The organism is Citrobacter sp. Cy070 (assembly GCF_030332245.1).
GTDB lineage: Bacteria > Pseudomonadota > Gammaproteobacteria > Enterobacterales > Enterobacteriaceae > Citrobacter > Citrobacter youngae.
This window is the reverse complement of sequence record NZ_JAOWIG010000051.1, coordinates 1-12703: the sequence shown is the minus strand read 5'-3', so window position 1 is coordinate 12703 and position 12703 is coordinate 1. Positions and strand designations below refer to the sequence as shown.

Sequence of the window (12703 nt, the reverse complement as noted above, 5' to 3'; positions counted from 1 at the left end):
GTTTGTTAATAAAATATTAAATACCGAGTGGATAAATATCGTGACCTAACGCGCGCCACTCATCCAGTTGTTGGTGTTGTGCAGGGGTTTGGTTCTCTCCGCACCAGACGAGCAGGGTGCGTCCTTCAAACAGTTCGGGCCGTAGCTGATTGAGCGAGTGGGCCAGTACATCAACACGCCATCCTTGCTGGCTGGCAACCCAGCCTTCCAGCCATAAGCGGGTGGTATCGTGGATATTCCAGCCGACTACCAGGGCATCTTTACCCTGTTTTTTACGCGCCGAGGCAAGGCAAATCGCAATATAATTGATGAGCACACCGTCAAGGATCCCCAATAGCGCCTGAAGAATGGGCTGCTGGCATTGCAGACGTCGGCGTAAGGGAATAAACAAATGCGTATTGAGCGTTTGCGCAGGGTAATCCTGACCACGCTCTTTGATCCACAACCTGAGGCTGTGCAAATTGTTACTTTGCAAATAGCTCAATAGCGTTTCTTGTTGCTCACGCCAACCGTTATGCACATCAATGTTCTCATTGCTGAGTAACATTTTAACTTTACTGACCTGAACGCCATTATTTATCCAGCGTTTTATCTCACGGATCCTGTCAATGTCCGCATCGTTAAACAGGCGATGCCCCCCGTCTGTACGCTGAGGTTTTAGTAATCCGTAACGCCTCTGCCATGCACGTAAAGTGACAGGGTTGATATCACAAAGCAAAGCCACTTCACCTATCGTGTAAAGCGCCATCGTTGTCTCACTCTTGCTCGCGAGGTCCCAGTTTTACTTTAGACGCTCTTTTGCGAACCAGGTAGTTTTGTCTGTTTTTTGATCAAAAGAAGGGTGAGATTGTCGTCATACTCGCGCTTTCGAGTGATCGTTCTCACAAATTCCTGTTTTTTTGCAACAGTTCAAAGAAAGTTACGCGCAGCCCATGTATGTTACGCGCTTTTAAGAAATGTGTGGTTGGCGGGTATGTACGAGTTTAATCTGGTGTTGCTGCTGCTTCAGCAGATGTGCGTGTTTCTCGTTATCGCGTGGCTAATGAGCAAGACGCGCCTGTTTATCCCGCTGATGCAGGTCACTATACGACTGCCGCACAAACTTCTGTGTTACGTCACCTTCTCCATCTTTTGCATCATGGGCACCTACTTTGGGCTGCATATTGAAGACTCCATTGCGAATACTCGCGCCATCGGCGCGGTGATGGGCGGTCTGCTTGGCGGTCCTGTTGTTGGGGGACTTGTTGGCCTGACCGGCGGTCTTCATCGCTATTCGATGGGGGGCATGACGGCGCTCAGTTGCATGATTTCGACCATCGTGGAAGGCCTGCTTGGGGGACTGGTACACAGTGTCCTTACCCGACGTGGCCGTACTGATAAAGTGTTTAGTCCACTGACTGCGGGCGCGATTACCTTTGTCGCCGAGCTGGTGCAGATGCTGATCATTTTGCTGATTGCGCGTCCCTTTGAGGATGCCTTGCACCTGGTCAGTAACATTGCCGCGCCGATGATGGTGACCAATACCGTTGGCGCTGCGTTGTTTATGCGTATTCTGCTCGACAAACGCGCGATGTTTGAAAAATACACCTCGGCGTTTTCTGCCACTGCGCTAAAAGTTGCCGCCTCTACGGAGGGGATTCTGCGACAGGGATTTAACGAGGTTAACAGCATGAAGGTCGCTCAGGTGCTGTATGAAGAGTTGGATATCGGTGCGGTGGCGATTACTGACCGCGAGAAGTTACTGGCGTTTACCGGCATTGGTGATGACCACCACCTGCCAGGCAAGCCCATATCCTCTTCATATACCCAACGGGCGATTGAAACCGGAGAAGTCGTGTATGCCGATGGTAATGAAGTGCCTTATCGCTGTTCACTGCATCCGCAATGCAAATTAGGGTCGACGCTGGTGATCCCGTTGCGTGGTGAAAACCAGCGGGTGATGGGGACGATTAAACTGTATGAGGCTAAAAACCGTCTCTTTAGCTCAATTAACCGCACGCTGGGAGAAGGGATCGCCCAGTTGCTTTCCGCGCAAATCCTGGCCGGACAATATGAGCGACAAAAAGCGATGCTGACGCAGTCAGAAATCAAACTTCTGCACGCTCAGGTTAATCCCCATTTTCTGTTTAACGCGTTGAATACGATTAAAGCCGTGATCCGTCGTGACAGCGAACAGGCCAGCCAACTGGTGCAATATCTCTCGACTTTCTTTCGTAAGAATTTAAAACGACCGTCGGAAATTGTGACGCTGGCTGATGAAATTGAACACGTAAATGCCTATCTGCAAATTGAAAAGGCACGATTCCAGTCCCGTCTGCAGGTGACCTTAACGGTCCCGGAAGCGCTTGCGTATCAGCAATTGCCTGCGTTTACTCTGCAACCGATAGTCGAGAATGCGATTAAGCATGGCACTTCCCAGCTACTTGATACCGGAGAAGTCTCTATCACGGCTCGTCAGGAAGGGCAGTATCTGATGCTGGATATTGAAGATAATGCCGGACTGTATCAGCCCACGACTGAGTCCAGCGGGCTTGGAATGAGTCTGGTGGACAAACGCCTGCGGGAACGGTTTGGCGATGATTTTGGCATCAGCGTAGCCTGTGAGCCTGACCTCTTTACCCGAATTACTTTACGACTTCCCCTGGAGGAACTGGCATGATCAAAGTGCTGATTGTCGATGATGAACCGTTAGCGCGGGAGAACCTGCGGATCCTGTTACAGGAGCAAAGCGACATCGAGATAGTCGGAGAGTGTTCGAATGCGGTAGAGGCCATTGGTGCAGTACATAAGCTGCGTCCGGATGTGCTGTTCCTCGATATCCAGATGCCGCGTATCAGCGGGCTGGAAATGGTGGGTATGCTGGATCCCGAGCATCGCCCGTATATCGTTTTTCTCACCGCTTTTGACGAATATGCAGTGAAAGCCTTTGAAGAACATGCCTTTGATTATCTGCTTAAGCCGATTGAAGAAACGCGGCTGGAGAAAACGCTGATCCGTTTACGTCAGGAGCGCACGAAGCAGGATGTGTCGTTACTGCCGGAACATCAGCAGGCGCTTAAGTTCATTCCATGTAGCGGTCATAGCCGAATCTATCTGCTGCAAATGGATGATGTGGCGTTTGTCAGCAGTCGGATGAGCGGCGTTTATGTGACCAGTAGCGATGGCAAAGAAGGATTCACCGAGCTGACGCTCAGAACGCTGGAGAGCCGTACTCCGCTGCTGCGCTGCCACCGACAATACCTGGTCAACATGGCCCATTTGCAGGAGATCCGTCTGGAAGATAACGGTCAGGCTGAGCTGATTTTACGTAACGGACTGACTGTCCCGGTGAGCCGTCGGTACCTCAAAAGTCTAAAAGAGGCGATTGGCCTGTAAAACTGGTACACTGCGCGCTATTGCATCACCGACAGTTGAAGGCTCTATGCTAAGTAACGATATTCTTCGTAGCCTGCGCTACACCCTGAAAGCGAACAATAACGATATGGTGCGCATTCTTGCGCTTGCTGAGATGGAATCCACCTCAGCAGGTTTCGACACCTGGATGACAAAAGAAGATGAGGACGGGTTTGTTCGCTGCCCGGATATCATTCTCTCCGGTTTCCTGAACGGTCTTATCTATCATCTGCGTGGCAAAGATGATTCTGCGCCGGAACTGGCGATTGAACGTCGTGTTAACAACAATACGGTGCTGAAAAAACTGCGTATCGCGTTTTCACTGAAAACTGATGATATTCTGGCCATCATGACCGAACAGAAATTTCGCGTATCGATGCCGGAAATCACCGCGATGATGCGTGCACCGGACCATAAGAACTATCGCGAATGTGGCGATCAATTCTTGCGCTATTTCTTGCGCGGTTTAACTGCGCGAGTACATAACGCGAAGTCGTGATTTTTGGCCAGCGGCGCGGTGCTTGCAGGACCTACGGGATTTGTAGGCCGGGTAAGGCGAAGCCGACAGCCGGAAAAAAACAAAAAAAAGCCGGAGATTATCTCCGGCTTTTTTGTTATTTCACCTGCTGACCAGGTTTAGCACCGTCATCCGGGCTTAACAGGAAGATGTCTTTTCCGCCAGGGCCTGCTGCCATCACCATCCCTTCAGAGATACCGAAGCGCATCTTACGCGGCGCCAGGTTCGCCACCATAATAGTCTGGCGACCAATCAGGGCTTGCGGATCCGGGTAGGCGGAGCGAATACCGGAGAAGACGTTACGCTTCTCACCGCCAAGATCCAGCGTCAGGCGCAGCAGTTTGTCGGAACCTTCCACGAACTCGGCGTTTTCAATCAGCGCCACGCGCAGATCAACTTTAGCGAAATCGTCAAAGGTGATAGTGTCCTGGATAGGGTCATCCGCCAGCGGGCCGGTCACCGGTGTGGCTGCGGCTTTCACTTCTTCTTTGGAGGCTTCCACCAGCGCTTCTACCTGTTTCATGTCGATACGGTTGTAGAGCGCCTTAAAGGTGTTGACCTTGTGACCGAGCAGCGGTTGCTCAATGGCATCCCAGGACAGGTCGCTGTTCAGGAATGCCTCAACACGTTCAGCAAGCGTCGGCAGTACCGGTTTCAGGTACGTCATCAGAACGCGGAACAGGTTAATACCCATGGAGCAAATTGCCTGCAGGTCGGCGTCACGGCCTTCCTGTTTAGCCACGACCCACGGTGCCTGTTCGTCAACGTAGCGGTTCGCCACGTCGGCCAGCGCCATGATTTCGCGGATTGCTTTCCCGAATTCACGGCTTTCCCACGCTTCGCCAATTACCGCTGCGGCGTCGGTAAAGGTTTTGTACAGTGCCGGATCGGCCAGTTCAGCAGCCAGAATGCCGTCAAAACGCTTAGCAATAAAGCCCGCGTTACGCGACGCCAGGTTGACCACTTTGTTAACGATATCGGCGTTAACGCGCTGGACAAAGTCTTCCAGATTCAGGTCGATATCATCAATGCGCGAAGAGAGTTTCGCGGTGTAGTAGTAACGCAAACTGTCGGCATCAAAGTGTTTCAGCCAGGTGCTGGCTTTAATGAAGGTTCCGCGAGACTTGGACATCTTCGCGCCGTTTACCGTCACATACCCGTGAACGAACAGGTTGGTCGGCTTACGGAAATTACTGCCTTCCAGCATGGCAGGCCAGAACAGGCTGTGGAAGTAGACGATATCTTTACCGATGAAGTGATACAGCTCGGCGTCGGAGTCTTTCTTCCAGTACTCATCAAAGCTGGTTGTGTCGCCACGCTTGTCGCACAGGTTTTTGAACGAGCCCATGTAGCCAATTGGCGCATCCAGCCAGACGTAGAAATACTTGCCCGGTGCATTCGGGATTTCAAAACCGAAGTACGGTGAATCGCGGGAAATATCCCACTGCTGCAGGCCGGATTCAAACCACTCCTGCATTTTGTTCGCCACTTGCTCCTGCAACGCACCGCTGCGCGTCCACGCCTGCAGCATTTCGCTGAACGACGGCAGGTCAAAGAAAAAGTGCTCGGAGTCACGCATTACCGGCGTCGCGCCAGACACAACGGATTTCGGCTCGATAAGTTCAGTCGGGCTGTAGGTTGCGCCGCAGACTTCACAGTTATCGCCGTACTGATCCGGAGATTTACATTTCGGGCAGGTGCCTTTAACGAAACGATCCGGCAGGAACATACCTTTTTCCGGGTCGTAAAGCTGGGAAATCGTACGGTTCTTAATAAAACCGTTCTCCTTCAGGCGTGTGTAAATCAGCTCAGACAGCTCACGGTTCTCTTCGCTGTGCGTTGAGTGGTAGTTGTCATAGCTAATGTCAAAACCTGCAAAATCAGTCTGATGCTCCTGACTCATTTCACCGATCATCTGCTCTGGCGTGATCCCAAGCTGCTGTGCTTTCAGCATGATTGGCGTACCGTGTGCGTCGTCCGCGCAGATGAAGTTAACCTGGTGGCCGCGCATTCGCTGGTAACGGACCCAGACATCAGCCTGGATGTGCTCCAGCATATGGCCGAGGTGGATTGAGCCGTTGGCGTACGGCAGCGCGCACGTTACCAGAATTTTCTTCGCGACTTGAGTCATAGTGGGCAATTACTTCTTTTGTAGTGAAAAGGGCTTTGATAGTACCAAAATGGTAATTACTGCGCCAAGCGATAAGGGCATTTATCCGTAAATGAATAATTGTTGCGGTTGGAGTAAACTACCTGGTGACTATTGTATATTCAGAACAACAAAAAGGAGTCGGGATGAACGCACAATCCCAGGCCAAATCACCAGAGACCCTGCGCGCGATGGTTGCCGGGACGCTGGCGAATTTTCAGCATTCAACCCTGAAGCATAATCTGACGACGCTTAAAGCGTTGCATCACGTCGCCTGGATGGATGACACGTTGCACGTTGAGCTGGTCATGCCGTTTGTCTGGCATAGCGCGTTTGAGGACTTAAAAGAGCAATGTAGCGCCGATCTGCTGCGCATTACCGGTGCGAAAGCCATTGACTGGAAGCTGTCGCATAACATCGCGACGCTGAAGCGTGTGAAAAACCAGCCGGGTATTAATGGTGTGAAAAATATCATCGCCGTCAGTTCGGGTAAAGGCGGTGTGGGTAAATCCTCTACCGCCGTGAACCTGGCGCTGGCGCTGGCTGCGGAAGGAGCGAAGGTAGGTATTCTGGACGCCGATATTTATGGTCCGTCTATCCCGACAATGCTTGGTGCGGAAAATCAGCGTCCAACCTCGCCAGACGGCACTCATATGGCGCCGATCATGTCTCACGGTCTGGCGACGAACTCCATTGGTTATCTGGTCACTGACGATAACGCGATGGTGTGGCGCGGCCCGATGGCCAGTAAAGCGCTGCTGCAGATGCTGCAGGAAACCTTATGGCCAGATCTGGATTACCTGGTACTGGATATGCCGCCGGGTACGGGTGACATCCAGTTGACGCTGGCGCAGAACATTCCGGTAACGGGTGCTGTTGTGGTGACTACGCCGCAGGACATTGCGCTGATCGATGCGAAAAAAGGCATCGTGATGTTCGAAAAAGTGGAAGTACCAGTGCTGGGTATTGTTGAAAATATGAGCATGCATATTTGCAGCAACTGCGGTCATCATGAACCGATTTTCGGCACGGGTGGCGCGCAGAAACTGGCCGAGCAGTATCATACCCAACTGCTGGGACAAATGCCGCTGCATATTTCCTTGCGTGAAGATCTCGACCGCGGTATGCCGACGGTTATCAGTCGTCCCGACAGTGAATTCACCGCGATTTACCGCAGCCTGGCAGGGCGTGTTGCTGCCCAGCTTTACTGGCAGGGAGAAGTTATCCCTGGTGAGATCGCCTTCCGCGCCGTGTAATTAACAGTGTTACAAATATTCACCACATCAATAATATATTGATGTGGTGAATATATTGAGCTAAAAAGTCCACGATATATTTCATCCTGCCTTAATAAACCATGTCTTTTTCTGAATGAACGCCCTCAATGCATCATTGTAATTGATCAAATTGATCTCATTAATCTATAATTTCCATTGGATTGAACAGCGCGTTTCACCCGTATTACGCTGACAGGCCATCTGCATATTATTTGATGTTAACCACAGAGGTGACGATAAAAATGAAAATTAGCTCGCTGATGGGAACTATAATTCTGACTTATGGAATAAGTGCATCTGCGTTTGCTTCCGATACCGCGACCTTAACAATCAGTGGACGAGTAACCGAACCAACCTGTAGTACCGATGTTGTGAATAACGACGTGCAACAGCGGTGTGGTAAGACGTTCCATTTTTCAACTGTTAACAATGTCGCTTCTTCACCAGCACGTGGGGTGGTGACGGAAATGGTTACAGTCCCTGGCGATACCACGCGACAGATCGTACTCAATCGCTACGATTAAAAAGAACGCCTTTATTAACCACATATCATTTTAATGAATGATATGTGGTTTTCTATGCATAGAATAAATTTATCCAGACAGTTAATCGCATAAATTTATTAATCCTGAAAATAATACAAATCCTGATTTATTTGTTACATGTATATTGCGATTTGTAACTTGTTTTAAATCAATAAAACAACGTGTTTACATTGCGGCAACGTTTCACCTGTGAGAATTTAATTTCAAGAGATAACCCCTCTTAACAAATCGAAATTAATTCATTAAGGAAGATATTATGAAACGTTCAATTATTTCTGCTGCTGTCTTGTCTGCTGTATTTATGAGCGCTGGGGTTTTTGCTGCTAATAATGAAGAGGGTACTCTAACTATTAATGGGGAAATTAAAGGATCTTCTTGCTATTTTGACAGTGGCAAAGACTCTGAAATTCTTCAATTGAATGCCGTTGATGCATCACTTTTCGCCAATAAAGCGGTCGGGGAGGTGGTTGAAGGCAATGCCCAAAAAGCAACAAATATGAAGATAATTTGCCCTGGGAATTCGAAGTTAACAAGCATTAATATCACAAATGTTGTTTTTGGTGATGGCGGCATTATTAAACCGTCAACAGGGGCGGATACTAACGTTGGTTTCAAACTTAAAATGGACGAAAAGCATATTGATAAAACTGGCGTTATTGATATTTCATCTTTAAATAAAACGCTGGGAGGGGAAGGGGAGATCTATACTTTGAATTTTGATGCCGACTATTCTCGATTGAATTTAAATCCGGTTAAAAATGGTCAACTTAGCGCCACAGTCACTTTTTCTGTTTCGGCTGAATAAATTATTTTGCCGGTAATTATTACCGGCATTATTTTGGATGGCACCGTATGAAACGAATATTTATCTCAATGCTTGTGATATGCTCTTTTTCTGGACACGCAGGGATCGTGATTTATGGTACTCGCGTAATCTACCCAGCAGAAAAAAATGAAGTTCTGGTACAGTTGATGAACCAAGGGGAGCGTTCGTCACTGGTGCAATCATGGATTGATGACGGCAATACGTCATTACCGCCGGAAAAAATTAACGTACCCTTTATGCTTACACCTCCAGTAGCGAAGATTCCCGGAGATTCAGGCCAGCAGTTGAAAATTAAAAAAATGCCGAATACGCTGCCTAACGATAAAGAGAGTTTATTTTTTCTTAATGTACTGGATATTCCACCGAATAATCCTGATAGCGCCGGAAAAAATGTACTCAAATTCGCCATGCAGAATCGAATTAAACTTTTTTATCGGCCAAAAGGTATTGCCGCCGTTAATAAAAATACTTTCCATAAACTGGCGTTAACACGCAGTGGTAATAGTTATTCTATCAGAAATGATGCTGCTAACTGGGTTACGGTGACAGAAGTTAAAGCTAATAATGTCAAAATCAACAATGAAAGTATTATGCTTGCTCCGCTCTCCAGTGCGAATGTGGTATTGAAAAATACTAATGCCAATCAGTATAAAATGACCATTATTGACGATCACGGCAATTATATTAGTGATAACGTCAGCCTAAAATAACAGGAGCTGGTTATGTTAAGGATGACTCCGCTTGCTTCGGCAATACTGCTGTTGTTGGTTGGCATTGACGCCCAGGCCGCAGAAGATACGTTTGACACCCACTTTATGATGGGCGGTATGAAAGGCGAAAAAGTCTCAAATTTTCGCCTCGATGATAACCAACCACTGCCAGGCCAATATGATATTGATATCTACGTCAATAAGCAGTGGCGTGGTAAGTATGAAATAACCGTTAAGGATAATCCGGATGACACCTGTTTATCCCGTGACGCATTAACGCGTCTGGGGATAAATACACAAGCATTGGACCAGCAGAATGAATGCCCAACCCTAAAGCAGGCGGTACAGGGAGGCAGTTACGCCTGGAATATCGGCACGTTTCGTCTTGATCTCAGCGTACCGCAGGCGTATGTCGATGAGCTTGAGAATGGCTATGTTCCTCCGGAAAACTGGGATCGTGGCATCAATGCCTTCTATACCTCGTACTATGCCAGCCAGTATTACAGCGACTATAAGGATTCTGGTAACAGTAAAAGTACCTATGCACGCTTTACCAGTGGGTTAAATCTGCTGGGCTGGCAGTTGCATTCCGATGCCAGCTATAACAAAACCGATGACAGCAACGGGGAGTGGAAAAGTAATACCCTGTATCTGGAACGTGGCATCCCGCAAATTCTGGGCACTCTGCGTGCCGGGGATATGTATACCTCATCAGATATTTTTGACGCAGTGCGCTTTCGTGGCGTGCGGCTGTATCGCGATATGCAGATGCTGCCAAACTCAAAGCAGAATTTTACGCCGCTGGTTCAGGGGATTGCGCAAAGCAACGCGCTGGTTACCATCGAACAAAACGGTTTTGTGGTTTACCAGAAAGAGGTTCCGCCTGGCCCGTTCTCCATTGCTGATTTGCAGCTGGCTGGAGGGGGAGCGGATCTTGACGTCAGTATCAAAGAGGCTGACGGCTCGGTAACAACCTATCTGGTACCGTACGCTGCGGTGCCCAATATGCTGCAGCCGGGGGTCTCAAAATATGATTTTGCCGCTGGACGTAGCCATATCGAAGGCGCCAGCAACCAGACCGATTTTGCGCAGATGAGCTACCAATACGGGCTGAATAATCTGTTAACGCTGTATGGCGGCACCATGCTGGCAGATAACTACAATGCGTTTACGCTTGGAACCGGCTGGAATACACGTATCGGCGCGATTTCCGTCGATGCGACACAATCGCACAGCAAACAGGATAATGGTGATGTGTTTGACGGGCAGAGCTACCAGATTGCCTATAACAAATATTTGACGCAAACCGCCACCCGTTTTGGCCTGGCAGCTTATCGCTACTCATCACGGGATTATCGGACATTTAACGATCATGTCTGGGCAAACAATAAGAACAACTACCATCGCGATGAAAATGATGTGTACGACATCGCGGATTATTACCAGAATGATTTTGGTCGTAAAAACAGCTTTTCGGCTAACGTCAGCCAGTCTTTGCCGCAAGGTTGGGGCTCGTTTTCGCTCAGTACGCTGTGGCGCGATTACTGGGGACGGAGCGGTAACAGTAAAGATTATCAGGTGAGTTATTCCAATAGCTGGCAACGGATTAGCTATACCTTTTCCGCCAGCCAGACTTACGATGAAGATCATCATGAAGATAAACGTTTTAACGTCTTTATCTCTATACCTTTCGATTGGGGAGATGATATTAGCGCTCCACGCAGGCATTTATATGTGTCTAATTCCACGACGTTTGATGATGATGGTTTTGCGTCCAACAATACCGGACTTTCGGGCACCGCAGGCAGTCGCGATCAGTTTAACTATGGGGTGAATCTGAGCCATCAGCGGCAGGGTAGTGAAACAACAGCAGGCGGCAATCTGACGTGGAATGCGCCAGTTGCGACGCTTAACGGCAGCTACAGTCAGTCGTCTAAATACACACAAACTGGCGGCAGTATTTCAGGTGGCCTTGTGGCCTGGTCTGGTGGCGTGAATTTAGCCAACAGACTGTCAGAAACGTTTGCCGTCATGCATGCGCCTGGTCTGGAAGGGGCGTATGTGAACGGGCAGAAATATCGCACCACTGACCACAATGGCGTGGTGGTTTACGACGGCTTAACGCCTTATCGCGAAAACCATCTGATGCTGGATGTGTCCAATACCAATAGTGAAACCGATCTGCAGGGGAACCGCCGCAACGTTGCGCCATATCGCGGTGCGGTAGTGCTGACAACATTTGATACTGACCAGCGTAAACCGTGGTATATCCGGGCGCAGCGCCCTGATGGTTTACCGCTGACGTTTGGTTATGAAGTTGAAGACAATCATGGACACAATATTGGCGTAGTAGGCCAGGGAAGCCAGCTTTTTATTCGCACCAATGAAGTGCCATCGGTGATAAAAGTGGCGGTCGATAAACAACAGGGACTTTCATGCTCAATCACTTTCGGCAAAACGATTGATGAAAGTAAAGTTTATATTTGTCGGTGAGAGGTGGATATGAAATATTTGTTTTTTTTAATTGCATTAATTAGTTTTGGTGCAAGTAGTCATTGTTATATTTCTAATGGGGCTGAAACCTATGTGTCTGGCGATGAATTAAAGCTTAATAATATGAAAGGCAATGTTGTCAATATATCCAATTTTAAATTTACGCATAAGCCTATATGTAGAAATTTATTTGACATGGGGGGGGGGAACTGTATTTAGTATAGAATTTCCTAGGGAAACCTATTATGTATACCATGCTGATGCTGGTGACATATATTTGAGGGCTACATTTTCTTCTGACCCTGCACATATCTTGTATGATAAAAAAAACTCTTTTACAGAGATGGATATAGGAAAAATAAATAAGGCAGAAATTACCTTAACTTTTGATGTTGTTTCAAAAGCTACTGGGGTAAGTCAAAAGGCAAAAAATATAAATGAAGGCATCCAGGGTGATGCTGCCAACTTACTGATTTAGTGTATGATGGTGTTTTTGAGGTGCTCCAGTGGCTTCTGTTTCTATCAGCTGTCCCTCCTGTTCAGCTACTGACGGGGTGGTGCGTAACGGCAAAAGCACCGCCGGACATCAGCGCTATCTCTGCTCTCACTGCCGTAAAACATGGCAACTGCAGTTCACTTACACCGCTTCTCAACCCGGTACGCACCAGAAAATCATTGATATGGCCATGAATGGCGTTGGATGCCGGGCAACTGCCCGCATTATGGGCGTTGGCCTCAACACGATTTTACGTCACTTAAAAAACTCAGGCCGCAGTCGGTAACCTCGCGCATA

General features: G+C 48.4%; 11 protein-coding genes and 1 pseudogene. 10 read left to right on the top strand and 2 right to left on the bottom strand.

The window, feature by feature from the left end:
- Nucleotides 1–16 precede the first annotated feature (16 nt).
- The gene (gene mlrA / locus OGY19_RS06240) at nt 17–748 is read right to left on the bottom strand and encodes an HTH-type transcriptional regulator MlrA (RefSeq protein WP_048211186.1); all 732 of its coding nucleotides are present in this window, start codon (nt 746–748) and stop codon (nt 17–19) included.
- A gap of 225 nt (nt 749–973) precedes the next feature.
- Between mlrA and OGY19_RS06235 the strand changes: the two genes are divergently transcribed.
- The 3 genes from OGY19_RS06235 to OGY19_RS06225 are packed head-to-tail and all read left to right on the top strand — an operon-like array spanning nt 974 to nt 3892.
- Nucleotides 974–2659 (top strand): sensor histidine kinase, encoded by a 1686-nt coding sequence (locus OGY19_RS06235; RefSeq protein WP_061068154.1) that lies wholly within the window; start codon nt 974–976, stop codon nt 2657–2659.
- On the top strand, nt 2656–3375 hold the full coding sequence (gene btsR / locus OGY19_RS06230; protein WP_005129174.1) for a two-component system response regulator BtsR: 720 nt from the start codon (nt 2656–2658) through the stop codon (nt 3373–3375). The genes OGY19_RS06235 and btsR overlap by 4 nt, the downstream gene beginning before the upstream one ends.
- A gap of 46 nt (nt 3376–3421) precedes the next feature.
- A complete protein-coding gene (locus OGY19_RS06225) occupies nt 3422–3892 on the top strand; it encodes a YehS family protein (protein ID WP_005129173.1) in 471 nt (156 codons plus the stop codon).
- 115 nt (nt 3893–4007) lie between these two features.
- Here the strand turns inward: OGY19_RS06225 and metG are convergent, their stop codons facing one another.
- Nucleotides 4008–6041, bottom strand: a complete 2034-nt coding sequence (gene metG / locus OGY19_RS06220; RefSeq protein ID WP_048211188.1) for a methionine--tRNA ligase — start codon at nt 6039–6041, stop codon at nt 4008–4010.
- Between the two features lie 164 nt (nt 6042–6205).
- On the opposite strand from metG, the gene apbC reads away from it, so the two are divergent.
- The 7 genes and pseudogenes from apbC to OGY19_RS06185 all read left to right on the top strand — a co-directional run.
- The gene (apbC, locus tag OGY19_RS06215) at nt 6206–7315 is read left to right on the top strand and encodes an iron-sulfur cluster carrier protein ApbC (RefSeq protein ID WP_048211189.1); all 1110 of its coding nucleotides are present in this window, start codon (nt 6206–6208) and stop codon (nt 7313–7315) included.
- A gap of 263 nt (nt 7316–7578) precedes the next feature.
- On the top strand, nt 7579–7860 hold the full coding sequence (locus OGY19_RS06210; protein ID WP_071887363.1) for a DUF2574 family protein: 282 nt from the start codon (nt 7579–7581) through the stop codon (nt 7858–7860).
- A gap of 277 nt (nt 7861–8137) precedes the next feature.
- Complete coding sequence (locus OGY19_RS06205) at nt 8138–8686, top strand: fimbrial protein (protein WP_061068153.1); 549 nt, start codon at nt 8138–8140, stop codon at nt 8684–8686.
- A 47-nt stretch (nt 8687–8733) separates the two neighbouring features.
- Complete coding sequence (locus tag OGY19_RS06200) at nt 8734–9417, top strand: fimbria/pilus periplasmic chaperone (RefSeq protein WP_115601789.1); 684 nt, start codon at nt 8734–8736, stop codon at nt 9415–9417.
- A gap of 12 nt (nt 9418–9429) precedes the next feature.
- On the top strand, nt 9430–11910 hold the full coding sequence (locus OGY19_RS06195; protein WP_115601790.1) for a fimbrial biogenesis outer membrane usher protein: 2481 nt from the start codon (nt 9430–9432) through the stop codon (nt 11908–11910).
- Nucleotides 11911–12043: 133 nt separating this feature from the next.
- On the top strand, nt 12044–12388 hold the full coding sequence (locus OGY19_RS06190) for a hypothetical protein (protein WP_286596271.1): 345 nt from the start codon (nt 12044–12046) through the stop codon (nt 12386–12388).
- A 28-nt stretch (nt 12389–12416) separates the two neighbouring features.
- Nucleotides 12417–12703: pseudogene (locus OGY19_RS06185) on the top strand (IS1-like element IS1A family transposase); the annotation flags it as partial.